We start from the raw sequence: 26,986 nt of genomic DNA on the forward strand, positions 1-26,986 counted from the left end.
CGGTCGGCGGACGCTCGTCGGGTCACTGACCGGTGAGGGCCACGGTCGGCGGGACGCGGGCCGCCCTCAGCGCCGGGTAGATGCCGGCCAGCGCGCCGATCAGCACCGTCGTGCCCAGCGCGCCGCCGAGCGCCCACAGGGGCACCACGGCTGGAAGGGAGTTGATCTGCGCGTAGCCGAAGGTGGCCAGCGCGCCGAGCAGCACCCCGGCGCCCCCGCCGAAGGCCGACAGGAGCAGCGCCTCGACGAGGAACTGGCTGCGCACCTGGCCTCTGGTCGCGCCGAACGACCTGCGCAGCCCGATCTCCCTGCGGCGTTCCAGCACAGCGACCACCATGGTGTTGGCCACGCCGACCCCGCCGACGAACAGGGCGACCGCGCCGAGGCCGAGCATCAGCCCGGTGAACGCGCCCGCCGCCGCGGCCTTGGCCTTGAGCGCGTCCGACGGCCTGCTGACCTGGGCCTCGTTCGGGCTCTCCGGGTTGACCGTGCGGGCCAGCACCGCGCGGACGCTCTCGACGGACTCGTCCGACGACCGCTCGTACACGGTGGTCGGGTGCCCGTCGTGGTTCAGGTACTCCTTGGCGGCGGGGAAGCCGACCAGCGCGGACCGTTCGATCTCCTCGGCCAGCGGCATCCTGTCGAGGATGCCGATGACGGCGAACCACCGGTTGCCGATCCAGACCTGCACGCCGGGGCTGGTCAGGCCGAGCCGCTCGGCGGCCACCGCGCCGAGCACCACCGCCGGCTGACGGTCGGTGGCGGCGTTGAGCCAGGTGCCGGCCCGCACCCTGCCGTCGAGGGTGTCGAGCAGGTCGAGGCTGGACGCCTGGACGGTGATGCCGAGGGAGACGCCGCTGGGGATGAGGTCGGTGCGCCGGACGGTGGTGCCCGTCTCGCCGGTCTGGCCGGCCTTGGTGACGCCGTCGATCCGTTTCACCATGTCGGCGGCGGTCTTGGGCAGCTTGGCCTTGTCGCCGAAGAGGCTGTCTCCCGGCTGCACCCGCAGCAGGTTGGTGCCGAGCGCGTCGAGCTGGCGCAGCAGCTGTTCCTGGCTGGAGGCGGAGATGCCGACGACCGTGACCATGGTGGCGATCCCGATGGCGATCCCGAGCGCGGCGAGGATCGCCCGGACGGGCCTGGCCCGCAGCCCTGAGGCGCCGAGCCGGGCGAGGTCCGTCGGCCGCAGCCGGGCGGGGCGCAGCGCTGTCATGACACCTCGGACCTGACCAGGCCGTCGCGTACCCGGATCCGGCGCGGGCAGGCCATCGCCACTTCGGAGTCGTGCGTGATGATCGCGATGGTGACGCCGCCCGCGTTGAGCTTGCGGAAGAGCGACATGACCTCGGCGCCCGCCTCCGAGTCGAGGTTGCCGGTCGGCTCGTCGGCGAGCAGCAGCGGCGGCTCGCCCGCGACCGCCCTGGCGACGGCGACCCGCTGCATCTGCCCGCCCGACAGCTGGTGCGGCCGGTGCGCGAGGCGGTTGCCCAGCCCGACCCGGTCGAGCGCCGCCGCCGCCCGGTCGCGCCGTTGCCTCCTGGACAGCCCGGAGTAGAGCAGGCCGTCCGCGACGTTGTCGAGCGCGGACGAGCCGGGCGACAGGTGGAACTGCTGGAAGACGAAGCCGATGTAGCGTGCGCGCAGCGCCGACAGCTCGCTGTCGGACAGCACGCTCACGTCGTGGCCGGCCACGCGCACCGTCCCGGACGTCGGCCGGTCGAGGGTGCCCGCGATCTGCAGCAGGGTCGACTTGCCCGACCCGGACGGGCCGACGATCGACACCATCTCGCCCCTGCGGACGGTCAGGTCCACGTTGCGCAGGGCGTGCACCTTGCCGTAGCTCTTGCTGACGCCGCGGATCTCCAGGATGTTCATCGGCCCGATACCGAGACCTTCATGCCCTCGGTGAGCCCGGTGCCGCTCACCTCGACCCGGCCGTTGCCGAAGGAGCCGGTACGCACCGGGACGCGCCTGGCGTGCCCCTGCTCGACGATCTCCACGCCGTAGCCGCCGTCGGGCAGCGCGAGCAGGGCCTCCACCGGCACGGTGAGGACGTTCTCCGCCCGCTGGCGCTGCAGCTCCACGGTCACCGGCGCCTCGTCCAGCGAGCCGAGCGACCGGTCCGCGACCTTGATCTCCACCTCGACGGTGGCGCCGCTCTCCTGGTTGTCGGACCGCTTGACGGCCTTGGCGACCTTCGCGACCCGCGAGATCCTGCCGGTGACGCTCTTGCCGGTGGCGAGTTTGACGGTGACCTTCCGGCCCACCTTGGCGATGTCCTGCTTGTCGGCGTCCAGGTTGATGCGGACCAGTCTGTCCGTCGCGGTGACCTCCAGCGCCGGTCGCTGCGGCGCGATCTGGTCGCCCACCTCGACGTTCGTGCCGCTCACTCGTACGGCGTCGGAGAGGAAGACGATGTCGGCGGGCGTCACCTCGCCGTCCCTCTTCATGCCGGTGCGCTTCTGCCACTTCCGCACGGCCTTCGCCGTCGCGCTGGTGAAGCGAGTGTCGACCGTCACGCCCTTGCCGAAGCCGAGGGCGCGGAGGTTGCGTTCGAGCTGCTTGACGTCCGGGCCCTTGCCGACCCCCTGCCTGAGCGTCCGGTAGGCGGGGAGCTTGCCGTACAGGAGGATCCGCGGCTCGCGGTCGACGTGGTAGAGCGCCTCGCCGCGGTTGATGACCTTTCCCTCTGTGGGGAGGCTGGTGATCGTGCCTCCCGAGCCGGCCTTGATCGTGCGGCTGCCGGCGTAGGTGAGTTTCCCGTCGACGCTCTCCTCGTCGACGAGGTCGCCGCGGGTGATCTCCTTGGTGGCCGCGGCCACCGGACGGGCGGTCGGCGTGCCGGCCACCTTCGCCCGCGGGCCGGTGTCGAAGAGCGCGGCCGAGGCGTGGACGCCGCCGGCGGTGACGGCGCTGCCGACGGCCACGACGCCCAGCGCGACCAGGACCCCTCTGAGCCGCCCGTTCACTGCGTGCCGCCCTGGCTCGGCAGCAGCTTCGCGCAGGCCTCCGCGGCCTTCTGGAACTTCGGGTCGTTGGGGTCGAGGCCGGTGTTCTGCTGGGGCGGGTCGGGCACGTCGATGCCCTGCTCCCGCATGCAACGGGCGAACTTGACCAGCTCGTCGCGGGTCTTCGGGTCGTTCATCGGGTTGGGGATCTGCGCCGCGAACTTCTCGCAGGCCTTCACCGCCTTCTGCAGGGTGGCCTGGTCACCCTTGTACTGCCAGGTCTTCTCCTCGGGGGAGCCGGGATCGGGCACGTCGATGCCGTTCTGGCGCAGGCACTGGGCGAGTTTGAGCAGGGCGTCGTTCGGGTCGACCGTGGCCGCGGCCGACGCCTTGGGCGCGGCCGAGGCCGCGGCGGCCGGGGTGCCCGCGATGGCGATCGCGAGGGGGTGCCGCTCGTCCCGCTGGGCGCACCCGGCGACCAGCAGCGAGAGCAGGAGCACGGCTGTCAGGACTCTGCTCATGGCCGTCCGTCCCAGTCGAAGGAGCGCCTGGTCACGAGGTTCACCACGACGGCCGTCAGGAGCAGCCCGGCCACGACGGGCCAGGTGCCGGAGAGCCGGCCCAGGTAGGCGTTGAAGACGAAGTCGTTCAGCTGGGCCAGCGGGTTGTAGTTGGTGATCTCGTAGAACCACGGCGCCACCCCCGCCCACCCCTCGCGGGGCACACCCAGGCCGCTGCCGGCGAACAGCAGCGCGAAGCAGAGCGGGGCCGCCACCCGCGCCCCGGCCGGCGGCATCCGCAGGCCGCCGAGCAGCAGGCCGGTGCTGAAGGCGCAGTACGTCACGATCAGGGTGGCGCCGACGAGGTTCAGCGGGTGCCACGAGCGGGGCAGGCCGTAGATCGCGAACGTCGCCGCGGTGAACAGCGCCGTGGAGGCGACGACCAGCACGCCGGCCGCGATCGCCTGGGCCGCGAGGTACGAGCCCTCGCGCATCGGGGTACGGCGCAGCCACCTGAGCATCCCGCGGGCGCGGCTGTCGGCGACGTGCGTGGTCAACAACGTGATCCCGACCGCCGTCGCGACCGTGCCCGCCATCTCGGGCAGCAGCCTGTCGATCACCCTGACCCCCGGCATGGCCCCGAACTCCAGCGTGGGGAAGGAGAACCCGATGAACAGCACCATCAGCAGCAGGACCGCGAACGGCAGGGCGACGGCGGCGAACAGCGCGAGCGGCGTCCGCACGAGCAGGGTCACCTCGGTGCGGACCAGCGCCCATAACGTACCCGTCATGGCTAGGACTCCAGAGCGGCGGGCTCGCGGACGGCGGACAGGGTGAGGTAGGCGTCCCTCAGCGTGGGAGGGCGGATCGACCAGATCCGGTCGCCGCTCATGGGCGACAGCTCCTGGATCGCCTCCTCCAGCGCCTGCCGCGAGCCGTACAGGTACGTGGAGGTGGCGCAGGGCAGCACGCGCACGTCCCGCAGCCGGTCGACCCGCATGGTCGGCGGCACCCGCAGGACGAAGGTCGAGCCGAGCAACCTGATCAGCCGCGACGGCGAGCCCTCCGCGAGGACCTGGCCGTCGCGCAGCAGCACCACCCGGTCGGCCAGCCTCTCGGCCTGCGCCAGGTCGTCGAGCGTGACGCACACCCCTCCGTAGCCGGTGCGCAGTTCGGAGATCGTCTGCTCGACGCGCTGCCTGCTGCCCTCCTTGAGCCCGGACGTCGGCTGGTCCAGCAGGACGAGTTCGGGGTTGCCGACCAGGGTCAGCCCGATCATGGCCCGTCTGCGCTGGCCCTCGGTCAGGGCCGAGAACCGCTTGGGCAGCAGTGGTTCCAGGTCGAGCAGGTCGACCAGGCGCGCGGGCAGGCCGCGTGTGCCGTACAGGCGGGAGAACAGGGAGACGGCCTCGGCGACCTTCATCCGCGCGGGAGGGCTCTCGTCACGCAGGTTCACGGCCATGCCGGGAGGGCGCCGGACGCCGGGGCCCACCGTCGTGCCCAGGATCTCGACCTGCCCCGAGTCCGGGTCCGCGGCGCCGGCCAGGCACTCCATCAACGCGGTCTTGCCGCTGCCCGGAGGGCCCACGACGCAGACGACCTCGCCGCGCTCGACGGACAGTGACACCTCCTCCAGAGCGGGTGACCTGCTCAGGTCGGTGACACGGAGCAGCGGCGTCATGGGTCCGCTCGCCTGCCGAAACGATCTGCGATCGTGGCGCCCACCTCGAGGTAGGTGTCGCGCGTGTCGGTGCGTAAGAGGTCCAGGTCGACCTCGGAGCCCTGTTCCAGGTGCGGGTCGAACGGCACGCCGATCACGGCCCGGCAGCGCTTGGAGAAGTGCCCCTTGAGCTCCTCGACGTTGACGGCGTTCCTGCGCGGGTTCTTCACCGCCGACAGGACCACGACGGCGTCCCTGGCCAGATCCTGGTGGCCGTGGGCCTGGAGCCAGTCGAGGGTCGCCGAGGCCGAGCGGGCGCCGTCGACGGTGACCGGGCTGACCAGGACGATCTGGTCGGCCATGTCCAGGATGGCGGTCATCGCCGAGTGGAGCATGCCGGTGCCGCAGTCGGTGATCGCGATGGAGTAGAACTGCTCCAGGATCTGGGCGACGGCGCGGTAGTCGTCGGCGTTGAACGCCTCGGAGATCGCCGGGTCGCGGTCGGAGGCGAGCACCTCCAGCCGCGAGGGCGCCTGGGAGGTGTAGGAGCGCACGTCGGCGTAGCGCCAGATGCCGCCGCGGTCGTTGAGCAGGTGGCGGACGGTGGCGGGCGACTCCAGCCGGAGCTTCTCCGACAGGGTGCCGCGGTCGGGGTTGGCGTCGACCGCGATGACCCGGTCGCCGCGCTGGTGGGCCAGGGTGGAGCCGAGCCCGATGGTCGTCGTGGTCTTGCCCACGCCGCCCTTGAGGCTCATCACGGCGACCCTGAAGTGGCCCTGCGCGACGGGCTGCCTGATGCGTTCGATCAGTTCCTGCCGGCGGCGCTCCGCCTTGGAGTCGGGCGGGCGTATCAGGCCGCCGGTCAGCTGGAACACGGCCCTGCGCCAGCCGCCCACAGGGGGTCGCCTGCGCGTGCGCAGCAGCCGGTCGGGGCGCAGGCTCTCGGACGACGTGCTGCCGGGAAACGCCTCTTGGTCCGGCGGCGGGAACACGACCTGGTCGGGCCGGGGTGCCGGTGAGGCGGGCGGCTCGGGGTTCTGTCCGGCGGGCCGCGCACCGTTGGCCTGCCGCTCCGAAACCGCGCGCTCCGCGGCGGCCCGTTCCGGAATCGCGCGCTCGGCGGCGGCCCGTTCCGGGACGGCAGACCCCGGGACGGCAGACCCCGGGGCCCGTTCCGGGACAGCCCGCTCGGGGACGGCTGGTTCGGGGCCGGCGGGGGTCCAGCCGGTCTGGCCGAGGTCGGGAGGGCCTGCCGGGGGCTTCCACGCGGCCGGTTCGGGGCCTGGAGCCGCTGAGGGCTTCCACGCGGCCTGGTCGGGAGCCGCTGGGGGCTTCCACGCGGGTTGGTCGGGAGCTGTCGGAGGCTTCCGGACGGCCTGGTCGGGGGCGCTGAACGCGTCGAAGTGCCCCTGGCGCCGAGGTGGCGCGGACGCTTCCGGCTCGTCCGGGTCCTGCTGCCGCCAGGGCGCGGGCGACGCAGGCGGCGGGTCGACGGCGGGCAGGCCGATGGAGCGGTTGGGCGGAGGGAAACGCATGGTGCGTGTCTGATCCGGATCCAGGACGCCTTCCCCGTTCACCTCGACCGTTATCTGGTCGTCGACATTCCCCTGTAACTGTTCATCCGGCCCGTCGTGCATGCTTCACCCGTCCGCGCTTGACGCGCATATGCCGCTGCCAGATCACCCCACGCATAACAACCTACAAGCGGACTTGTCAAACCTGAAGACCAAATATGTGACCGCCCGTATTTTCGGTTCTATACGGCAAATGTCCAATTTATCCCTTTCGTGAATTTCGTGATTGGTGTGACTCGTGAGATTGCCGCAATTGTTCTGAGACTTTCAGACGCTGGAGTGTGACTGATCCACTCCTCTACGCTTCCTGTGTGTCTCGGAAAGGAAAGACGAATGACACATGACAACGAGTTGGTCCCGGCGATGCCGGGCGGAGTCAGGGCCGTCCAGGTGCTCATGTGGATCGGCGTGGTGCTCGGGGCGATCTCCCTGGTGGTGGGAGTTCTCGGGCTCGTGGCGGTCGCCGCGCTCTCGTCGGACGACGCCATGGCCACCCTCGGCGGCCAGATGCCCCCGATGGGGGTGATGTGGGGCCTGATGGTGATCTCGGCCGTGCTGCTGGTGGCCGAGCTGGTGCTGGTGATCAGGATCCCGCGCCGTCAGGCCGGCACGCGCAACGCTATTATCTGGCTCTTCGCGGTGTCGGCGGTCCTCACCGTCGTCAGCGGCGTGCTCACCGCTTCCTACCTGGGCACCGCGGTCTCGGTCGTCCTGTCGGTGATCGTCATCGCCCTGCTCCTGTCGGGCAGCGCGAAGCAGTACTTCTCCAACTGACCTTCCCCGAAGGCGTACGGCTGGCGCCGGACTATGCAGGAGTCCGGCGTCAGCCGTACACATGAGATGTTAGGTCGCGGCGGCGGCTACTACCGCCACACTCCCGTTCGACTCGTCGACGTACGCCTTGACGGCCTTGCCCGCCCAGTCCTTGTCGATCAGTTCCTCGATCCGCTTCGTCGTCGAAGGGGCGAAGAGCTGCTTGGTCAGACCGCTCCTGTGCGCCACGGCGAGGAGGGCGACGGTCCGGGAGTCGGGCTGCCTGCCACGCAGGGCCTTGCCGAGCCGGTCCCTGATCTCGCGCTCCAGCGTCGGATCCGCCTCCGGATAGCGCTCGACGGGGAACAGCCCCAGGATCCTGCGCTTCTCGGCGCTGAGCGCGCCGCGCTCCGAGAGCCGCTGCAGGTAACGCTTGCGCCTGCCCATCGGGTTGACCTTGTCCAGCCAACGGCGGGGCGGAAGGGCCTTCCCCACCTTGACCATGCGGGCCAGCACGGCGTCCAGTTCAGGGTCGCCGACCGGTCCCTGGTCGGCCACGACCAGGTCCCTGCCTGACAGCCTTACCTTCCCGCGCTCCGCCAGCTCGGCGAGGTCGGCGGCGATGAGACCGATATCGAGAATCATGTTGGAGATCAGCGGCTTACCGTCGTGCTCTCGGTGAGCCAGCAGGACGAGCTCTTCCGCGATGGTCAGCTGTGCTGTGGACATATCACGAGTCTGATTCCCGCGCGCAGGCACGAACAGATCCCGATGTCATCGGCAGAATGTGACATCTATCATGCGGACGCCGTCGAAACAGCCCGGAACCTTCGAGGAAGCCAGAAGGAAGTGGCAATTGTTAGCTTTGCCCCGAACAACTTGAGCGGCTTCGTTCGAGCAGCTCCGCGCCCGGGGGTCGATAGACGGGGAGACAATGACGGCGCTGAAGCAGCAGGAGAAGAGCAGCACAGGTAAACGGGGGAAAGAGGGGATCGCACCGATCGACCTCGACCGGGTTCCCGAGGTCGAGGATTTTCTCGGTCGCAGCGGCTACGGCCGCTTCGACCGTGACACGGTGGTGGCGCCCGTGGGGCGCAACGAGGTGTGGGCGGGCGAGACCGCCGGCGGCCGCAAGGTCTTCGTCAAGCGTCTCGTCGGAGGGGAAGACGTGCTGCCGCGCCTGCGGCGCATGCTCGCCTTCGAGCGCTTCAGGGCGGCCAGGCCACTCCTCACGGACGGCCTCCGGACGCCCGGGTTCCTCGGGGCCGACGAGGACGCCCGTCTCGTGGCGTTCGAGTACGTGGACGGAGCCACGACCGGCGCCGAGTCGATGCTGGACGAGTCGTTCGGCGACGACCTCGCACGGAGCGTGGGCGAGGCGATCGGCCTGCTGCACAGCACCGTCCCGGAAGCCGGAGAGGAGCTGGACGACGGCCCCTTCCCGCTGCCGGACCTGGAGCTGCTGCGCGGGCTGCCGCTGGACATGTGGCACAACCTGAGCTTCGGCGAGCTGGAGACCTGGAGCATCCTGCACGGCGACCCCGAGCTCACGCGGGGGATCGTCGAGCTGTGCGAGCGGGAGCGGCAGGCGCCGAAGACGCCCGTCCACGGGGACTTCCGCGTCGACCAGCTGCTGCTGGACGACGGCGGATTCCTGGTCACCGACTGGGAGGACTTCCGGCTCGGCGACCCGGCCCGTGACGTCGGCGGTTTCGCCGGCGAATGGCTGTTCCGCTCCATCCTGGACATCGTGACCTCGCGCGGCGACGAGGCGGTCTTCGAGCAGGCCGAGTTGACACACGAGTTGGTCATCAAGCGGGGCACGGAGAAGATCGAACGGCTCCGCCCGCGCATCCACAGCTTCTGGCTGGGCTACCTGGCCGCCAGGCCGCGGCTCGCCGAGCTCGACGAGGGGCTCGCGGTACGGGCGACGGCCTTCGCGGGCTGGCACATGATGGACCGCCTGCTCGCCTCGGGATCGCGCTCGGCGAAGCTCTCCGGGATCGAGCGGGCCGCCGCGGGCATCGGCCGGACCGCGCTGCTGACGCCGGAGCGCTTCACGATCGCCCTGGGACTGGAGGAAGAGTGAGCGTCGCGGACCTGACGGTGCCCAGCGCCCTCCTCCCGGTGCTGGACGCGGTCGACGTCGATCTCGACCGGCTCCGGGCCACCGTCGCCGACGTCACGGTCGAGGCCGAGAGCTCGCTGGAGCTGGGGGTCAGACTCGCCCAGACCTGTTACGAGGTCTTCCACTCCGGCAGGCGTCCGGACGGTGACGGGCCGCTCCCGTTCCACATCAGGGACCGGGAGTTCGAACGGGTCCTCGCGGAGCGCGTCCCGCACGCGAGGATGGTGGCGCCGGGTGTCCTGTGCGAGACGGTGGCCGCCGAGGAGGGCTCGATGGTCCTCGTCCAGTGCGGTGGACCGCGCGTCTGGGTGCCTCGGGACAGGATCCTGACCGAGCCGCCGCTCACCCGAGGGCGGACGGTCGACCTGGCCCTGTCGCCCATGCGGCCGGCGCTCTCACCGGGCTTCTTCTTCGTCCACGGCTCGGCGGCGGGCAGCAGGGACGACGTCCTGCTGCGGGTGTACATCCACCTGGCGGACCCGCGACGGGCGGGGGACGTCTGGGCCGGGGTCCTGTCTCACCTGGAGGAGCGAGGGGCGGAGTACCGGGCGAAGGTGCTGTCCTCGCCGCTGCTCTACCCGCGGCGCGACGCGCTCGTGGTCTACCTCGGCACCCCCTCGCACGGGCTCGCGTCCGAGCTCGCCGACCTGGTCGCAGGGCTGCCCGGTGTCGGGGACGAGACGTCCGCGTTCGCCCGCCGGCTGGGGCCGGGGGTGGCGACCGCGTGGGAGCCCGACGACCGGCGGCCGGCCATGAAGGGCATGAGCTTCGGCCAGCACCGGGCGGGCGTGGTCGCCCAGGCGCTCGTGGAGGCCGCGACCGGCGGGGTGACGTTCGCCGAGGCCGTCGCCGCCAAGTTCGCCGAGGCCAACATCGACCCGTGCGATCTCGCACGCAACCGGACCTCGCCTGAGGCGGTTGCAGGGGGCAGGTGCACATGCCCCTTGTTTTCGGTTCAGGCCACTCCCGTGGAAAGGAGGTGAACACCATGACGAAGAGCACCGCCATCATGGAACTGGTCGCGGGTTACGACTCGTACGCGGAGCCGGGCGAGCTGCAGATCGGCGCCGTCTCCGACGCTCCGGAGATCACCCCCGGCATCTGGTTCAGCATCAGGTACTCCGCGCACGTGAGCTCGCTCAAGTGCGCCACCTGGGTGTCGGCCGGCATCAGCGCCGTCACGGGCTGGTTCACGGTCAAGTGACCGTCGTTCACGCGACACCGACCCAGCTAGGTGAATGAGGGGAGGACCAGAGAGTGAACGATGGAGCGAAGGCCGCCAAGACGACGGCCATCATGGAGCTCACTTCGGGTTACGGCGCCTACACCGACGCCTCGGCGATCAGTGTCTCCGCCGGATCCGAGGCGCCCGCCATCACGCCCACGAGCGCCATCACCGCGGTGCTCACCGCTGCAGGCGGCACCTACGCCTTCAGCAAGGCGACTCACGAGATCTGGAACAGGACCTGGCCCTTCGGCTGCTGAAAGGCCGGATCAGGGTGGGCAGGCGAGATATGCAGGGCGCCTGCCCACGTCCCGGCCGGTTGTGTTCGTCACGTCCAGAGGACTTTGATGCACGGATCGAACGGCGACGACCTGGCCGAGATGGCGGATCTGCTCGGACCTCTCGCGATTCGCGTCGCGGCCACGCTGAGACTGGCGGACCACATCGACGGGGGAGTGACGACGGGGGCCGCGCTCGCGAAACAGGTCGGCGCGCATCCCGCGACCCTGAAGAAGCTGCTCCGATACCTGGTCTCCCGCGGGATCCTCCGCTGGGACGAGGACACCGGCTACGGGGTGACCGACCTCGGGGCCCCGCTGCTGGACTCCGCGCCAGGCAGCCTGCGCCAGCGGCTGAGCATGGACGGGCTGATGGGCCGGGCCGATCTCGGCCTGGTGGGCCTCCTGCACACCGTGCGGACGGGCGAGGTCGGGTACACGGCGGCCTTCGGCAGGGACTACTGGGAGGACGTCAACGGGGTTCCCGACGAGGCCAACGGGCTGGGCGGCGAGGCGTCGAACCGCCTGTTCGGCGACGCCGACCTGATCGTCCACGGTTACGACTGGTCGGGTGTGCGCCGGGTGATGGACGTCGGGGGCAGCAACGGCACGCTGGTCATCGAACTCGTCCGAGCCCACGACCACCTGCGCGGCGCCGTGCTGGAACTTCCGGGGATGGCGCGCGCGGCGGCCGAGCGGATCGAGGAGGCCGGCCTGACCGGACGCTGCGAGGCGATCGCCGGCAGCTTTCTCGACCCGATTCCGCCGGGGTTCGACGTCTACGTCCTCTCGGCGATCCTGGCCGACTGGCGGGATCCCGACGCGACCAAGATCCTCCGTCGGTGCGGTGAGGCGGCCGGGCCCGGTGGCCGGGTGCTCGTGGCGGACATGAACATCGTGCTCGACGACTTCGATCCCGACGCGGCGCGGATGAGCCTCTTCCTGACCGGCACGGTGCCGGTGCCCGTGCGCACGACCAGCCAGCTGAAACGGCTCGGCGCGGCCGCGGGGCTGGAGGTCTCGTGGGAAGGCCCGGCGACAAGAATGCGGACACTCCTGGAGTTCCGCCCCCATTGATGGACCAAGGCTAATGACACGCTTCATGGGACGGGTGGGAGAAGTGGAAGAGCAGGCCTCTCAGCCGAGACTCGCGCTCATGCACGAGATGACGGTCGGCAAGTCGGCGCAGGTGGCCGCGATCGTGGCGCTCGCCCTGCTGTCGGCCGCGACCACGCTGGCGTTACCCCTGATCGGCGGGGCCTTCGTCGCCGAACTCCAGAAAGGCGACGGCGCGCTGACCTCCACCGCGCTCCTGATGGTCGCCGCCGGCCTGGTGGCGGCCCTGACCGGGACGTTCTCCGGCTACCTGCTGTCCAAGCTCGGCATCGGCCTGGTCACCAAGCTCCGCATCCGCACCCTGAGACACTCGCTCGGGCTGCGCCTGAAGGACGCCAGACGCGAGGGCACCGGCGACCTGGCCGCCCGCCTCACCTCGGACGCCGCCCAGGTGCGCGGCCTCACGGAGGTCGGGCCCATGCAGCTGCCGATGGCCGCGTTGCAGGTCTTCGGCACGCTGATCATCATGGGCTTCCTCGACTGGGTCCTGCTGCTGGTGACGATCGGATCGTTCCTCGTCGCGATCGTCGGCGTCGGGTTCGTGATCGCCGCGATCCGCAAGAAGTTCACCGCCCTGCAGACGGGCATCGGCGAGCTGTCCGACACCTTCGTCGCGACCCTGGAGGCGCTGCCCGTCGTCAAGGCGCTGCGCGCCGAGAACCAGGTCGCCCGGCGGTTCCAGGAGCGGGCCGAGGAACTGGGCCGGCTGGAGATCGGCGCGGCCCGGCTCGAGGCCATGGTGGTGCCGGTGATGACCCTGGCCCAGCAGGTCGCGCTGGTCAGCGTGATCATGGGGGGCGGCGTCCGCTACGTCGCCGGGGACCTCTCGCTGCCCAACCTGGTCTCCTTCCTGCTGCTTCTGCTCCAGCTGGCCGCGCCGCTGGTCATGGCGATCCAGGCGGTCGGCAGCCTGCAGGCGGGCCTGGTGGCCAAGCAGCGCTTCGAGGCGATCTTCTCGCTCCCCTACGAGCAGGTGGACGACCCGGCCGAGGACGACACGGCCCTCACCGCCGCCGAGGCGGGGCCCACCGCCGTGGCCCTCGTCGGCGTGAACTTCGCCTACGAGGAGGAGCAGCCGGTCCTCAGGGACGTCAGCATCACCGTGCCGTCGAGCGGCCTGACCGCGATCGTGGGGAAGTCGGGCGCGGGCAAGACCACCGTGCTCGGCCTGATCGAGAGGTTCATGGAGACCGACTCCGGAAAGATCCTCGTCTTCGGCCGCGAGCTGCCCGACTGGCCGCTGTCCGCGCTGCGCGGCCGGATCGCCTACGTCGACCAGTCGTTCACGCTGCTGCGCGACACCGTCCGCAACAACCTGCTGCTCGGGCTGGACGCGGCCGTGCCCGACACGGTCCTGCTCGACGCGCTGGAACAGGTCGGCCTGCGCGAGGAGATCACGTCCATGCCGCAGGGCCTGGACACGGCGCTCGGCGCGGAGAGCGACCTGTCAGGCGGGCAGCGGCAGCGGCTGGCCCTGGCCCGCGTGCTGCTCAGCGACGCCAGGCTGGTCCTGCTCGACGAGCCGTCGTCCCAGCTTGACAGCGTCAACGAGGGGAGGCTGCGGGAGATCGTGGACCGGCTCGCGGAGGACCGTGCGGTGCTGGTCGTCGCGCACCGGCTCTCCACCGTGCAGCACGCCCGCCACGTGGTCGTCCTGGACCGCGGCCGGGTGCTGACGCAGGGGACGCACGACCACCTGATGAGCGACAGCGAGCAGTACGCCGAGCTCGTGCGCGGGCAGATGCTGCGCCCCGCCGTCTCCGCCGAGGTCTGATGAACGAGGAGGACGAATGCCCAGCCGTTCGGTCATGTTGCCGATCATGCCCATGCGTCACGAGCAGGTCCTGCCCTTCGCCGCCCTGGTGCAGTGGACGAGCGCCCGCCGCCTGTGGCAGGGCCAGGCCCTGACGCTCGACACCCACCACGGGTTCGTGTTCGCCGCGGGCGCCGGGTTCAAGGTCCCGATGGGCGTCGGTGTCGCCCTCATGCCGTTCCGGCACCCGCACGAGGCGGCCCTGCACGCCCGGTCCGTCGCCGTCGCCTCGGGCCACCCGTTCGTGGCCGGGATCGGCCCCGGAGCGGTCGACTTCCAGCGTCACCTGGGCGGCGGCGAGTACGCCAGCCAGCTGAAGGCGATCCGCGAGTACGTCGTCGTGATGCGCACCCTGCTCGACGGCGATGAGGTGGACCTGGACGGGGAGTACTTCACCGCGCACGCCGCCCTGCCGCCCCTGCCGACCCCCGAGGTGGAGGTGGGGCTCGGCGTGCTGCGGCCGGGGATGGCCCGCCTCGCCGGCGAGGTGGCCGATGTGGCGATCACCTGGCTCACGCCGGCGTCCTACCTGCGCGACGTGATCGTGCCCGCGATGAGGGAGGGGGCCGAGAAGGTGGGGCGTCCGATGCCCCGGCTGGTCGCGATGGTGCCGATGTTCGTCGCCGAACCCGACAGGGACCCGACGCGGATCGTCCTGGAGTCCAACGGCGTCCACCTCATGCTTCCCCACTACCGCGACATGCTGAGCAGAGCGGGCATCGAGATCGACGCGCAGCAGCCCGCGGAGAGCGTGAAACGGCTGATCAGCGGCGGCGGGTTCCTCAGCGGCACCCCGGAGGAGCTGGCCCAGCAGATGGACGAGTTCCACGCGGTGGGCGTCGACGAGGTCGTGCTCAACCTCACGGGCGTGGCCCGCTGCTACGGCAACCAGGTGGCGATGGGCGAGATGGAGACCATCCTGGGAGAGGCCGCGCCGTGACCGTGCCGTCCGCCGCCCCGCCGCGCGGCGGGTTCTCGCGGCTGCTGGTCGTCGCCACCGGTTCGCTGGCGGCGAGCAACCTGCCGTTCGCGCTGGCGCTGCTGCGCGGGTCCCGGCCGGATCTGCGGATCAGGGTGCTGGTGACCCGCAGCGCGGAGCGGTTCGTCACGCGCACGGCGCTGGCGGCCGAGGCCGAGGAGGTCATGGCGGACGAGTGGCCGCAGGACGTCCCGCAGGCGCGCCACGTGGAGCTGGCCGACTGGGCGGAGGTCGTCGTGGTCTACCCGATGACCCTCCACTTCATGGGCCGGCTCGCCCTCGGGCTCGCCGACAGCCCCGCGCTGCTCGCCGCCCAGTGCACCGGCGCGGTCGTCGCGCTGGCGCCCGCCCTGCCGCCCGGAGGGGTCCAGAGCTTCGCCTACCAGTCGCACTGGGCCGCGCTGTCCGAGCGTCCGAACGTGGTGCTGGTGCCGCCGCGTCCGGGGATCAGCGCGGCGACCGGACGTCCCGACACGTGGGTGCCGGCGACGCTGGCGCAGGTCGTCGACGCCGTGGACGCCCGCTGGGACGAGCTCGCGCACGCCGGTGAGCCCGGATCCGGCCCCGTCGAGGAGGACGGCACGGAGTTCCTGCGGATGGAGGTGGTCGCGGAGCCGCCCGGCTTCGTCTGGCGCCGGCGGCCGGGACGGCTCGCACCGGCCCCGTTCGCGCCCGTCGATCCCGAGCTGAACGAGCGCCTGGCCAAACTCTGCGGGGCGGCGGACGTCCGGTTCGTGCCGGGCGAGCCGGACGGGGAGTTCCGGTCCTACCGGGTGGGCGGCAGGGAGTCGGCCGCGCGGCTCCTCCTGCGCGACGGTCCGGGCGAGTCGCTCGAACGCCTGGTCCGCGGTGCGGGGCAGGCGCTGCGGGAGCTGCACGGCGTCGCGCCGGGCTCCGCCGGCCGCGTCCCGCACGGGACGCGCAGGCTCCAGGGCTGGCTCGCCGGCCGGTCGCCCAGCGGGGCGGCCTCCGCCGCCGCGGCCCTGCTCGCCGACCGGCTCGGGCCGACCTCATGGGACAGGCTGCGGCGCTGGTCCGCCGAGCAGTACGCCGACCCGGACGTCACGCTCGCGCACGGCGCGCCCGGTCTCGGGGCGCTGGCCGTGACCGGGGAGTTCCTGGTGGGGGAGGACCTGTGCGCCGCGCCGTGGTACCACGACCTCGCCTGGCTCGCCGGAGAGCTCGTGGAGCTGCGGTGGCTGCGGGACGGCGACCCGCACGACTGGCAGCGCCTGCTCGACGCGCTGTTCGAGGGGTACGGCCGGGACCTGGGCGCGGAGTGGAACAGGCACGTGGCCACGAGGGTCGCGCTGCACCTGCACGACATCTGCGCCTACGTCGGGCTGGATGTGTCCCTGGTGGGTACCTACGCTGGATTCCTTGATTTTTTGATCAACGTCGATGGAGGATCGCCGCATGCCCGTACTGCGTAGGCAGACGCTAGCGAACGGACTGAAAGTGCTGGTCATGCCGGTCGCAGGCGTGTCGAGGGCAGCGGTCGCCGTCCACTACCGCGTGGGTTTCCGGGTGGAACCTCCTGGCATGGAGGGGTTCGCCCACCTGTTCGAGCACCTGATGTTCCACGGGAGCGAGAACCTTCCCGACGGCAGCTTCTACGACCACGTGGGCCGGACCGCCGGCGTCGCGAGTGGCAGGACCCATCAGGACTACACGGAGTTCTACCAGGTGGTGCCGGTCGCGGCGCTGGACCAGGCGCTCTTCGGCGAGGCCGACCGGATGCGCGCCCCGAGGTTCACCCAGAAGGCGCTGACCGAGCAGCTGGCCGGGGTCGCCGCCGAGATCCGCGAGACGACCGTGGAACGGCCGTACGGGGGGTTCCCGTGGCCGCTCATGACCGGTGTCCTCTACAGCTCCTTCGCCAGCGGCCACGACGGCTACGGGAACCCGGAGCAGCTCAGGAAGACGACCCTGGAGGACTGCGCCGAGTTCTTCGACCGTTACTACACGCCGGGGAACGCGGTGCTCACCGTGGTCGGCGACGTCGACCCGGACGACGTGGCCGACCGGGCCGGCCGCTACTTCGGCGACATTCCCGCGCGGGACGCCGCCCCCCAGCCCGACCTGCGAGAGCCCGGCTTCTTCCTGGACCAGGCCGCCACCTTCACCGAGCCGGGGATTCCCGCCACCGCCATCGCCATCGCCCAGCGGCTGCCCGACCCGGCGGCCGACCTGCCGGGCTACCTCGCCCACGTCGTCCTGGCCCGGATGCTGGCCAGGCAGATCACCCCCGAGGGAGCGCCCGCGGTCAGCACCGGCTGCGGGTTCTTCGGCCCCCTCGACGCCCGTGACCCGGACGCCCTCCTCCTCACCACGCTCATCCCCCCGGCGACCCCGGCCGCCCGGATGGTGGAGGCCGTGCGCGGCCAGTGGGGCGAGTGGAGCAGGGGCGACATCGCCGGCGAGGTGTCGGCGGCCGTCCGCGAGGTGGTCGCCGAGCACCACCGGCAGCACGACGACCTCGAGGCGCGCTGCCGCGCCCTCGGCCGCCTGGAAACGCTCTTCGACCGCGCCGAACTCCTCGACGAGCTGCCGGGCCTGTTCGGCCAGGTGGGCGCCGCGCAGGTCGCCAAGGCCGCCGCGGGGCTGCACGGCGCGCCGTGCGCGGTCCTGACGATCGAGCCAGGACGCAAACGAACGCGGCCGGAACCGGCGAGCCCGGAGGGGACCGACCGCGACGGCCGGGCCCCGGTCGCCCCGGTCGCGGAGCCGAGCGGCGGCCCGAGAGCCGTGCCGCCCCTGGCGGACCAGCCGCGTCCGAGCCTCGGCGACCAGGTGGACGTCACGTTCGGCAACGGCCTGCGCGCCGTCGCCGTGCGGGCGGGCAACGCCCCCGTGGTCGAGCTCCGCCTGCGCATCCCCGCGGGGCCCGCGGGCTGGCGGCGTCCTGACCACCTCGAACTGCTCGCGCACGTGCTCGACCGGCGGTCCCGCGTGGCGACGCGGGACCGCGGCGCGGGCGGCGAGCTGCACGTGAGCACCGACGGGCAGTGGCTGGACCTCGCCGGATACGCGAGCCAGGACGCGCTGGACGAGTGGCTGGCCGTCCTGTCGGAGGTCCTCGTCCCGGGCGACGCCGAGCCGCCCATGGCACACGGAAGGGCGTTGCTCCGTGGCCGATCCCCGTCGCGCATCGCCGACGACGTGCTGCGCGCGCACCTCCTCGACGCCGGCGGCCTCGACGTCGGCCACGCCGGGGCCGACGGGCTCGCCGGATGTCACCGGGCCGTGCTCGTCCCGGCGGGAGCGTCGATCGTCGCCGTCGGCGACGTCGAGCCCGAGCGGCTGGTCGCGCGCCTGGAGCAGGTCCTCGGTCCGTGGCAGGGCTCCCAGCCGCCGGCTGTCGCGCCCGCCGCTGACGGCGGGCTGCTCCTCGTGCCCAGGGAGAACGTGTCGAACATCCTGGTCGGCTTCAGCGCCCCCGAGCCTCCGGAAGGCCCCGCCGACCCCGCCCGCTACCTCGCGACCGGAGTCCTCGGCCGCTACCACCGCAACCGCACGCTCCGCGACGCCTCCGGCACCACGGGCCTCGGGCCGAGCGGCTACGAGGCCCTGACGGGACGCGACGTCCTGCTCGACTTCCCCCGGACCTACATCCGGTTCCTCCGGCCGAAGGAGCACGTGCCCGACCTGTTCACCGAGGTCCTGGACCGGCTGCCGGAGATCACGTCCCAGCCGATGGACCCCGCCGAGGTCGAACGGGCCAGGGAGTTCTGCGCCCTGGAGATGCTCTGGGCCCTGGACTCGGCCTCGAACGTCGCCGACCTCGTCCGCCTCGGGGTCTCCCTCGGCCAGGGGCCCGACCTGCTCACCCACCTGTTCGACCGGCTCCGCGACGTCACGGCCGACGAGGTCGTCGAGGCCGCGGTGGCCGCCTACGGCCGGATGCCGCTGGCGAGCGTGGTCGTGGGCGACGTCGAGGCCGACTGGCTGGAAGACGCGACAGGCCGCGAGGTGACCGAGGTGGAAGGGGCATGACCGTGGCGCAACGGGCGGGCGGGCTGCGACTCAGGCCCCCGCGCAACCTGGTGGACCGGCGGGCGATCACGATGTGGGCGACACGGTCCGCCATCGGGTTCGCGGTGGCGGCCCTGGCGCTCGGCGTTCTGGCCGTCCTCGTCGAAGGGGCGGCCGTGCTGTTCGCGGCCCTCGCGGCGCTGACGGTCGTGGCCGGGGCCGCGTACGCGGTCGTGGTCCCGCGCTGGCGCTACCGGGTGCACCGGTGGGAGGTGACCGACGACGCCGTGTACACCAGATCGGGGTGGCTGTGGGAGCAGTGGCGGCTGGCGCCGATGTCGCGCATCCAGACGGTGGACACGATGAGAGGGCCGCTGTACCAGCTCTTCAAGCTGTCGGCGGTGACCGTCACCACCGCGTCGGCCGTGGGGCCGATCCGGATCGACGGGCTGGACGACGAGTTCGCGCGAGAACTCGTGGACCGGCTCAACCACGCGACGCAGGCGGCTCCCGGGGACGCGACGTGACGGTCGACGCCACGGGCTGGCACCGGCTCGACCCCCGGATGTGGCTCGTCAACCTGCGCTGGCTGCTGCCCCCGCTGGGCATCCTCGCCGTGACCGCGCTCGGCGCGGGCGGGCAGGTGAACTGGGACGACCACAGGTGGTCGTTCCTGTCCGCCGCGTTCTTCGTGCTGCTCACCGGCGGCGAGATGGTCCGCTACCGGACCACGCACTACCGGGTGACCCACGACCAGGTGGAGGTGCGCTCCGGGCTGTTCTGGCGGCGGCACGTGGCGATTCCCCGCGATCGGCTGCGCACCGTGGACGTGACGGCGGGCCCGGCGCACCGGATCTTCGGCCTGTCGATCGTCACGGTCGGAACCGGCCAGGCACTCAAGGCCGACCGGAGCGACCGGCTCAAGCTCGACGCCGTCTCGACGTCCCAGGCGGCGCTGCTGCGTGAGGAACTGCTACCGCGCCTGAGTTCCACCGCGCCGACGCCCACCGCGCCCATCAGGCCGACGCTCACCGCGCCTGGGTCCGCGTCCGCGTCCGCCGTGCCGGAGGCCGGTCCGGCGGAGGTCGAGGCGCTGGCGGGGGGTGTGGCGGAGGTGCGGCCGATCGCCCGGCTCGACCTGGCCTGGCTGCGTTACGCGCCGCTGACCCCTCTCGTGTTCGTGATCGGCCTCGCGCCCCTCACCCAGGCCTACAACCTGGCCCAGAACCTCGGGATCGACGTGGACCTCGGCGGCGCCGTGCTGGGCGCCGTCGACTTCCTCAGCTCCATCCCCGGCTGGCTGATCCTCCTGCTGGTGATCGTGATGCTGGCGGCGGGCGTCGTCGGGACGGGCCTGCTGTTCGTGGAGGCGTGGTGGAAGTTCACCCTCGACCGCGAGCCCGGCAGCGGCACCATCCGCGTCCGCCGGGGCCTGGTCACGACCCGCTCCTTCACGCTGGAGGAGCGTCGCCTGAGAGGCGCCGAGCTGGTGGAGCCGCTCATGCTGCGCTGGGGGCGCGGCGCCCGGCTCAAGGCGATCGCGAGCGGGCTGCGTACCACGATGGAGGGCCCGCGGGGCGGCGCCGGCGCGCTCCTTCCCCCCGCGCCGCGGCCGATGGCCCACCGGGTGGCCGCGTCGGTGCTGGCCGAGCGGGACAGTCCGTTGCTGCCCGTCCGGCTGCGCGCGCATCCGCGGGCCGCGCTGCGCCGCAGGCTGGTCCGGGCCGCCGTGGTGTCCGGGCTGGTCGTGGCGTCGGCGGGCGGGGTCGCCGCGCTGGCCGGTCTGTCGGTGGGGTGGTCGGTCCTGGTGGCGGCGGTCGTCGTGGCGCCGGTCTCCGCCGCGCTCGCCGTCGACGCCTACCGGGCGCTGGGGCACGCCCTTTCCGGGGCCTACCTGGTGACGAGGTCCGGCTCGCTGATGCGGCGCACGGTGGCGCTGAACCGCGGCGGCATCATCGGCTGGACGCTGTCGCGCTCGCCGTTCCAGCGCAGGTCGGGCCTGGCCACCATCGCGGCGACCACGGCCGCGGGCACGTTCGGCTCCTACAGCATGCGGGACGTCGACTACGGCGACGGCCTCGCCGTGGCCGACGCCGCGGTTCCGGGCCTCATCGCGCAGTTCCTGGAAGTGGAGGGGAGCGATCCCGCCAAAGAATAACGCTCAGTAGGCATACGAGTGGAATTTATTGACATTCAGGAGTTCGCGGTGCTTTGATTGGCCATACTCACAGGATTCTGGAAGTGGTAAGACGAAATGACTGCTATGCAGGCTGTGGGTCTCACGAAAAGATATGGTCCGGTATTGGCGGTGAGCAACGCCAGCTTCGCGGTCCGGTCAGGAGCCATAACCGGTTTCCTGGGCCCGAATGGCGCCGGAAAATCGACCACTCTCCGGCTGTTTCTCGGCCTTGACCGTCCCACCAGCGGCTCGGCGTTAATCGACGGAAAGCGGATCGACGAATGGCCGGTTCCCGCCCGTAAGATCGGGGCGGCTCTCGACACGCAGTGCGCCCATCCGAGCCGCCGCGCCATCGACAGCCTGCGCTGGGTGGCGAAGCTCGTCGGGGTGGACCAGAAGCAGGCCGAGGTGATGCTCGACCGCGTGGGGCTCACCGAGGTGGCCGGGCAGCGCATCGGCCGTTTCTCGCTGGGAATGAGACAGCGCCTGTCTCTCGCGATCGCCCTGGTCGGCAATCCCGAGATCGTGGTTCTGGACGAGCCGATGAACGGGCTGGACCCCGACGGCATCGCCTGGATGAAGGACCTCCTCCGGCAGTTCCGCGACCAGGGGCGCACCGTGTTCGTCTCCAGCCACCTGCTCGCGGAGATGGAGGGCCTGGTCGACGATCTGGTGGTCATCGCCCAGAGCAGGATCGTCGGGAGCGGCTCGGCGGCGGCGTTCGTCCAGCGGTTCAAGGTGCAGAAGGTCACCGTCGTCTGTGAGAACCCGAAGGTGCTCGCCACCGCCCTGGTGAAGGCCGGCGGCCGGGTCCAGGCGGACGGCGAGCGCGGCATGCACGTCACGGGTCTCGGCTCCGGCCAGGTCGGGACCATCGCGCGCGACGCCATGGTGGCCCTGTACGAGCTGCGGGAAGAGCGCAGCCTCCACAACGCGTTCGCGCAGGCCACGGGGGACAGGAAAGGCATCAGGGGCGAGGTGGGGTAGCAATGGGGTTCGCCGACGTCTGCGCCGCGGAGCTGATCAAGTTCCGCACGCTGCCGAGCAACAAGATCACACTAGCCTGCGCCGTGCTGGCCGCGACGGCGTTGGCGATCCTCCTGGGAACCAATGTCGGGCCCGACGGGAACATCGCCAACGTGGGGCCGGGCGCTCAGGTGATCGCCACGCCGATGCAGATCATCATGTACTCGATGCTGATCCTCGGGGTGCTCTCGTCCACGAGCGAGCTGCGTAACGGGACCTTCCGGGTCACCATGTCCGTCGCTCCCTGGCGGAACCAGGTGCTGGCGGGCAAGATCGTGACCATCGCCGTGATCGCGCTGGCCGCCGCCGTGGTCGGCCTGCTGCTCACCTACGGCGGATCGCTGATCACCACGGCCGGCACCGAGTTCGCGCCGCTGTCCGGCGGGGGAGCCGGCACGATCCTGCCGTTCCTGGGCAGCGTGCCGCTGGTCGCCGTGCTGGGGGCCGTGGTCGGCCTGCTGGTGCGGAGCACCGCCGCCGCCCTGTCGATCGTCCTGGTGTGGGCCTTCGCCGTCGAGTCGATCCTGGCGGCGATCCTGCCCGACACGATCTTTCCGTACCTGCCGTTCATGCTGATCGGCGCGGGTGTCGGGCTCGTGCGGACGGGGCCGGGGCCGGTGCTCGGCCTGGTGATCTTCGCCGTGTACGTGGCGATCGTGGCCGGTGTGACCTTCTTCGTCCACGGGCGGCGGGACATCGTCTGACACCTCCTGGTGCTCCAAGCGCGATTCCCCTGACCGGTGCGGGAATGTCAGCATATGAACCACGACAAAACGGTTCGATTGAGAGATAATCGGGGAGTAAATCTCAAGGGGATTGTGCCGCTGATGCGCTTTGGAATTCTGGGGCAACCGGCAATTTGGCAGCATGGCGAGGAGATCAGGCTCGCCACACGACGATCGCGTGCGGTGCTGGCACATCTGTTGCTGAGCCCCGCGCACTCCGCGTCGGTCGACGGTCTCATCGACGCGATTTACGGCGCCGCGCCCGCGAAGAGCGCCAGGAACCAGGTGCACCGCGGGGTCGGCGAGCTCAGGAAGAGCGGCGTCACCATCGAGGTGCAGGACAACGTCTACCGGCTGGAGACGGCCGAAGACAGCATCGACGCCTTCGTGTTCATGCAGTTATATGAGCAGGCGTGCTTATTAGAGGACAAAAAGGACTATGCGCGGGCGGCGCAGGCGCTGGGCAGGGCCCTCGGGCTGTGGCGGGGCCCGGCGCTCGCCGGCCTCGACAGCGAGGCGTTCCTCGCGGAGGCGTCCGTCTGGAACGAGCGGAGGATGGCCGCCCTGGAGGTCCGGGTCGAGGCCGACCTCGCGCTCGGCCGGCACCGCGAGCTGATCCCCGAACTCCAGCAGCTCACCGACCAGCACCCGCTCAGGGAGCGCTTCTGGGGCCAGCTCATGCTCGCCCTGTACCGGTCACAGCGGGGCAGCGAGGCGCTCCAGGCGTTCGCCGACCTGGAGCGACGTCTGAGGGAGGAACTGGGCACCGATCCCGGCCCCGCGATCCAGGACCTCAGGCTCCGGATCCTGCGCCAGGACTCCATCCTGGAGCTGGAGCGGCCGGTGGCGGCCGTGCCCAGGCAACTGCCCGCCCGCTCCGGCGCGCTGCACGGCAGGGACGGCGACCTGCGACGGGTGGCCGAGGCGGTCGAGGACCGTGGCACGTCGCCCGTCGTGGTCATCACCGGCCCCGGCGGCGTCGGCAAGACCGCCCTGTGCCTGGAAGCCGCGCACCGCCTGGCCGGTCGATACCCCGACGGGCAGCTGTTCGCCGACGACCTGAGCGAACCCGACGACGTGCTCGCCGGCTTCCTGACCGCGCTCGGAGCCACCGCCGAGGAGATCCCCGACGGGACCGGAGCGCGTGCCGGACTGCTGCGCAGCCTGCTGGCCTACCGCCGCGTCCTGATCGTGCTGGACGGCGTGACCGCCCCCAGCGGGGTGCAGCCCTTCCTGCCGGGACATCCCGGCTGCGCCGTCCTGGTCACCAGCCGCTCCCCCCTGGCCCTGCTGAGCGGAGCCGGCCGTGTGACCGTCGCCGCGCTCAAGGCGTCCGACGCCAGGACGCTGCTGGCCACGGGTGCGGGCGCGCAGCGGATGGCGGCCGAGCCCGAGGCGGCGGACCGGATCGCCGCGCTCTGCGCCGGGCTGCCCGTGGCCCTGCGCATCGCGGCGGCCAAGCTCGCCACGCGGCCGCACTGGAGCCTCGAACGGCTGGCCGACCGGCTCGCCGACCCGGCGAAGATCCTGAGCGAGCTGCGGCACGACGGCCAGAGCGTGCGCCCGACGCTGATGCGGGGCTACGAGGCGCTTCCCGCCGGGCCCCGCTCGCTGATCCGCAGGATCGGTTTCCTCGGAACGCCGGAGGTCACCGCCAGGACCGCCGCGGCGCTCGCGGACGTCCCCATGGACGCGGCGGAGAACCGGCTGGAAGAGCTGGCCGAGACCCACTTCATGGTCACGCCGCGCGACGGCGAGCGGTTCCGGTGCCACGAGCTGCTGCTGGGCTTCGGGAACGAGCGCGCGCTCGCGGAGGACGACGAGCGGGACCTGTCCGCGGCCGTGGAACGCGCGCTCGGCGGCTGGCTGGCGCTGACCGACGCGGCCCACGCCTCCATGCGCGGCCAGGGCAACTCCATCCCGCGCGGCACCGCCCCGCGCTACCGGCCGAGGGGAGCCGCGCCCTGGTCAGGCCAGGGGTCGGCGTGGTTCGACGCCAACCTGGACGCCGTCCTGGCGGCGGTCCGGCGGGCCGCGCCCTTCCCCGAGACCTGCTGGGAGCTGGCCATCGCGCCGCTCGCCCTCTTCGAGGCGGGCGCCCGCTTCGACGTCTGGCTCGAGTCCCACGAACTCGCGCTGGCCAGCGTGCGGAGCGCGGGCAACGTCCGCGGGCAGGCGGCCCTGATGTACTCCCTCGGCCATCGCGCGCTGCTCGTCGGCGACCACGTCGGCTCGGCCCGCCACCTCTACCAGGCGCTGCGGTTCTACCAGCTCCTGGACGACGACCACGGCCGGGGGCTGACGCTGCGGCTGCTCGCCGACCTCGACCGGATCCGCCAGGACCTGGCGAAGGCGCGCCGGACGTACGAGGAGGCCGCCGAGGTGCTGCGCAGGAGCGGAGACCTGGTCGCGGAGGCCGACGCCCTGGGCGGGCTGGCGATGGTGCTGCACAGCACGGGGGAGGAGGCGGCGTCACGGGCCTGCCTCGACAGGGCGCTCGTCCTGTGCCGCGAGGGGGGCAACCTGCGGACCGAGGCCCAGATCCGGCGCGGGGTCGCCATGCACGCCGCCAGGGCGGGGACCCCGGAGAAGGCCGCCCCCCAGCTGCTCCAGGCCCTGGAGATCGCGACCTACATCGGCGACCGGATCGTCCAGTCGGACATCCTGCTCGACCTCGGGACCACACGGATCCTGCTCGGCGATCCGAAGGCCGCCTACGACGACCTGGTGACCGCCGAGGAACTGGCGAAGGTCTCGGGCGTCAAGCGGATCGCCGCGAGGGCGAGGATGGCGCGGGCCTTCCTCAACGGCAACGCCGAGGCCACCCGCCCTTCCCCGGCCTGACAGCCGTCCCTTCCCTTCGTCTGCGATCACGCCGCTCGGCTCGCCTGGCCCCCGAGCCTCAGCCCACGTCGCCCCTGATGTCGGCCACGTTGGCGGTGGCCTCCGCGAACGCCTTCTTCAGGCTGCGGTCCTCGGTGAGCCCGAAGATCGCGATCCCGGCGTCGCGGGCGATCTCGCCGAGCTGGACGGCGGTCAACCCGGTGATCCGCATCCGCTGGCCGTTGGTGTCGATGACCTGGCCGCCCGCCTGGATCACGGCCGTGCCCAGCGGCTGCGGCTGGTCGGACAGGACGCTGACCGTCTGCGTCTGGAACCGGTCGATGAACGCGGCAGCCGAGCCACTACCGATGATCTTGCTCTGCGCGATCACCACCAGGTCGTCCACCAGGTCTTCCAGCTCGGCCAGCAGGTGGCTGGAGACGAGCACCGTGCGCCCCTGGTCGCGGAAGCGGCGCAGCAGGTCCTTGATCCAGGAGATGCCCTCGGGGTCCAGGCCGTTCATCGGCTCGTCGAGCAGGACGATCTCGGGGTTGCCGACCAGCGCGATGGCCAGCGCGAGGCGCTGTCGCATGCCGAGGGAGAACTTGCCCGCGCGCTGCCCCGCCACCTCGGTGAGCCCGACCCGGTCGAGGAGCTCCTCGGCCTGGGACGCGTCCACGCCGGCCAGCCGGGTCGCCCACCGCATGCTGTCGATCGCCCGGCGGGACGGGTGCGCGCACTGGGTGTCGAGCGCCGCGCCGATCTTGCGGCTGGGGGCCGGCCACTCGTGGATGGGCTTGCCGTCGATGAGGGCGGCGCCGGAGGTGGGGCGGACCAGTCCGAGGAAGAGGCGCAGGGTCGTCGACTTGCCGGCCCCGTTGGGCCCGAGGAAACCGGTGATGGTGCCTGGCCTGATGGCGAAGTTCGCGTTGCTCACGGCCACGGCGGGGCCGAACCTCTTGGTCAGGTTCTCCGCCTTCAGCATCGGCCTCGTGCTCAGGGCGACCACCACTTCCGATGTCCTGCCTCGGGTTGGGGAGCCAGATGCCGATATTTCACGCCGTATCGGCGCAATTCTGTCGAACTTATCCCCTTGGGGCCACATGTAAACACCGTGCTCCACAAGGTGTCAATACATGGCAGCGCAGGGTCACCAGGGCCAGGTCGAGGTCGCCATGCCGTCGTGGGGGGGGGGGGGGGGGCGCGGGGGGGGGGGGGGGGCGCCCGCGCCCGACCCGCAGGGGGGCGCAGCGGCGGGGGGGGGGGGGCCGGCGGCGCGGGGCG

Annotated in this window: 24 protein-coding genes; 15 read left to right on the top strand and 9 right to left on the bottom strand. The window is 71.7% G+C overall.

Features of this window, described 5'->3' with window-relative positions:
- Window positions 1-22: 22 nt before the first annotated feature.
- The 7 genes from ABT294_RS24735 to ABT294_RS24765 are packed head-to-tail and all read right to left on the bottom strand — an operon-like array spanning window position 23 to window position 6,643.
- Window positions 23-1,213: an ABC transporter permease gene (locus ABT294_RS24735; RefSeq protein WP_350808620.1), complete on the bottom strand. Its 1,191-nt coding sequence runs from the start codon at window positions 1,211-1,213 to the stop codon at window positions 23-25.
- The gene (locus ABT294_RS24740; RefSeq protein ID WP_350808621.1) at window positions 1,210-1,875 is read right to left on the bottom strand and encodes an ABC transporter ATP-binding protein; all 666 of its coding nucleotides are present in this window, start codon (window positions 1,873-1,875) and stop codon (window positions 1,210-1,212) included. Before ABT294_RS24740 ends, ABT294_RS24735 begins: the two co-directional genes overlap by 4 nt.
- Window positions 1,872-2,969: a peptidoglycan-binding protein gene (locus tag ABT294_RS24745; RefSeq protein ID WP_350808622.1), complete on the bottom strand. Its 1,098-nt coding sequence runs from the start codon at window positions 2,967-2,969 to the stop codon at window positions 1,872-1,874. The genes ABT294_RS24740 and ABT294_RS24745 overlap by 4 nt, the downstream gene beginning before the upstream one ends.
- A complete protein-coding gene (locus ABT294_RS24750) occupies window positions 2,966-3,469 on the bottom strand; it encodes a hypothetical protein (protein WP_350808623.1) in 504 nt (167 codons plus the stop codon). Before ABT294_RS24750 ends, ABT294_RS24745 begins: the two co-directional genes overlap by 4 nt.
- Window positions 3,466-4,239: an ABC transporter permease gene (locus tag ABT294_RS24755; RefSeq protein WP_350808624.1), complete on the bottom strand. Its 774-nt coding sequence runs from the start codon at window positions 4,237-4,239 to the stop codon at window positions 3,466-3,468. The genes ABT294_RS24750 and ABT294_RS24755 overlap by 4 nt, the downstream gene beginning before the upstream one ends.
- 2 nt (window positions 4,240-4,241) lie before the next feature.
- On the bottom strand, window positions 4,242-5,129 hold the full coding sequence (locus ABT294_RS24760) for an ATP-binding cassette domain-containing protein (RefSeq protein WP_350808625.1): 888 nt from the start codon (window positions 5,127-5,129) through the stop codon (window positions 4,242-4,244).
- A complete protein-coding gene (locus tag ABT294_RS24765; RefSeq protein WP_350808626.1) occupies window positions 5,126-6,643 on the bottom strand; it encodes a nucleotide-binding protein in 1,518 nt (505 codons plus the stop codon). The genes ABT294_RS24760 and ABT294_RS24765 overlap by 4 nt, the downstream gene beginning before the upstream one ends.
- Before the next feature lie 372 nt (window positions 6,644-7,015).
- Between ABT294_RS24765 and ABT294_RS24770 the strand changes: the two genes are divergently transcribed.
- Window positions 7,016-7,456, top strand: a complete 441-nt coding sequence (locus tag ABT294_RS24770; protein WP_350808627.1) for a hypothetical protein — start codon at window positions 7,016-7,018, stop codon at window positions 7,454-7,456.
- A gap of 69 nt (window positions 7,457-7,525) precedes the next feature.
- On the opposite strand, the gene ABT294_RS24775 is transcribed toward ABT294_RS24770, so the two are convergent.
- The gene (locus ABT294_RS24775) at window positions 7,526-8,164 is read right to left on the bottom strand and encodes a GOLPH3/VPS74 family protein (protein ID WP_350808628.1); all 639 of its coding nucleotides are present in this window, start codon (window positions 8,162-8,164) and stop codon (window positions 7,526-7,528) included.
- Window positions 8,165-8,369: 205 nt separating this feature from the next.
- Here ABT294_RS24775 and lxmK point away from each other — a divergent pair, with 205 nt between their 5' ends.
- The 14 genes from lxmK (at window position 8,370) to ABT294_RS24845 (ending at window position 25,723) form a co-directional block, all read left to right on the top strand.
- Window positions 8,370-9,524 (top strand): class V lanthionine synthetase subunit LxmK, encoded by a 1,155-nt coding sequence (gene lxmK, locus ABT294_RS24780; protein WP_350808629.1) that lies wholly within the window; start codon window positions 8,370-8,372, stop codon window positions 9,522-9,524.
- Entirely contained in the window at window positions 9,521-10,546 is a 1,026-nt protein-coding gene (locus tag ABT294_RS24785; protein WP_350808630.1) for a T3SS effector HopA1 family protein, read from the top strand. The genes lxmK and ABT294_RS24785 overlap by 4 nt, the downstream gene beginning before the upstream one ends.
- A gap of 5 nt (window positions 10,547-10,551) precedes the next feature.
- Window positions 10,552-10,767 carry an LxmA leader domain family RiPP gene (locus ABT294_RS24790; RefSeq protein ID WP_350808631.1) on the top strand — a complete coding sequence of 72 codons (216 nt, stop codon included), beginning with the start codon at window positions 10,552-10,554 and terminating at the stop codon, window positions 10,765-10,767.
- A 53-nt stretch (window positions 10,768-10,820) separates the two neighbouring features.
- Window positions 10,821-11,048: an LxmA leader domain family RiPP gene (locus tag ABT294_RS24795; protein WP_350808632.1), complete on the top strand. Its 228-nt coding sequence runs from the start codon at window positions 10,821-10,823 to the stop codon at window positions 11,046-11,048.
- Between the two features lie 87 nt (window positions 11,049-11,135).
- Window positions 11,136-12,143: a methyltransferase gene (locus tag ABT294_RS24800; RefSeq protein WP_350808633.1), complete on the top strand. Its 1,008-nt coding sequence runs from the start codon at window positions 11,136-11,138 to the stop codon at window positions 12,141-12,143.
- A 79-nt stretch (window positions 12,144-12,222) separates the two neighbouring features.
- Window positions 12,223-13,956 (top strand): ABC transporter ATP-binding protein, encoded by a 1,734-nt coding sequence (locus tag ABT294_RS24805; RefSeq protein WP_350808634.1) that lies wholly within the window; start codon window positions 12,223-12,225, stop codon window positions 13,954-13,956.
- 46 nt (window positions 13,957-14,002) lie between these two features.
- Entirely contained in the window at window positions 14,003-14,935 is a 933-nt protein-coding gene (locus ABT294_RS24810; RefSeq protein WP_350808635.1) for an LLM class flavin-dependent oxidoreductase, read from the top strand.
- Window positions 14,932-16,407: a flavoprotein gene (locus ABT294_RS24815; RefSeq protein ID WP_350808636.1), complete on the top strand. Its 1,476-nt coding sequence runs from the start codon at window positions 14,932-14,934 to the stop codon at window positions 16,405-16,407. Before ABT294_RS24810 ends, ABT294_RS24815 begins: the two co-directional genes overlap by 4 nt.
- Window positions 16,391-18,970 (top strand): M16 family metallopeptidase, encoded by a 2,580-nt coding sequence (locus tag ABT294_RS24820; protein WP_350808637.1) that lies wholly within the window; start codon window positions 16,391-16,393, stop codon window positions 18,968-18,970. The genes ABT294_RS24815 and ABT294_RS24820 overlap by 17 nt, the downstream gene beginning before the upstream one ends.
- A complete protein-coding gene (locus tag ABT294_RS24825) occupies window positions 18,967-19,476 on the top strand; it encodes a PH domain-containing protein (RefSeq protein WP_350808638.1) in 510 nt (169 codons plus the stop codon). Before ABT294_RS24820 ends, ABT294_RS24825 begins: the two co-directional genes overlap by 4 nt.
- A complete protein-coding gene (locus ABT294_RS24830) occupies window positions 19,473-21,107 on the top strand; it encodes a PH domain-containing protein (protein WP_350808639.1) in 1,635 nt (544 codons plus the stop codon). The genes ABT294_RS24825 and ABT294_RS24830 overlap by 4 nt, the downstream gene beginning before the upstream one ends.
- Window positions 21,108-21,257: 150 nt before the next feature.
- Window positions 21,258-22,115 carry an ABC transporter ATP-binding protein gene (locus ABT294_RS24835; RefSeq protein ID WP_350808640.1) on the top strand — a complete coding sequence of 286 codons (858 nt, stop codon included), beginning with the start codon at window positions 21,258-21,260 and terminating at the stop codon, window positions 22,113-22,115.
- 2 nt (window positions 22,116-22,117) lie between these two features.
- Window positions 22,118-22,858 carry a hypothetical protein gene (locus ABT294_RS24840; RefSeq protein WP_350808641.1) on the top strand — a complete coding sequence of 247 codons (741 nt, stop codon included), beginning with the start codon at window positions 22,118-22,120 and terminating at the stop codon, window positions 22,856-22,858.
- A gap of 204 nt (window positions 22,859-23,062) precedes the next feature.
- Window positions 23,063-25,723 (top strand): AfsR/SARP family transcriptional regulator, encoded by a 2,661-nt coding sequence (locus tag ABT294_RS24845; protein WP_350808642.1) that lies wholly within the window; start codon window positions 23,063-23,065, stop codon window positions 25,721-25,723.
- 58 nt (window positions 25,724-25,781) lie between these two features.
- Here ABT294_RS24845 and ABT294_RS24850 read toward each other — a convergent pair whose 3' ends face one another.
- The gene (locus tag ABT294_RS24850) at window positions 25,782-26,714 is read right to left on the bottom strand and encodes an ABC transporter ATP-binding protein (RefSeq protein WP_350808643.1); all 933 of its coding nucleotides are present in this window, start codon (window positions 26,712-26,714) and stop codon (window positions 25,782-25,784) included.
- Window positions 26,715-26,986 lie beyond the last annotated feature (272 nt).

This window comes from Nonomuraea sp. NPDC000554, from assembly GCF_040300065.1.
Lineage (GTDB): Bacteria > Actinomycetota > Actinomycetes > Streptosporangiales > Streptosporangiaceae > Nonomuraea.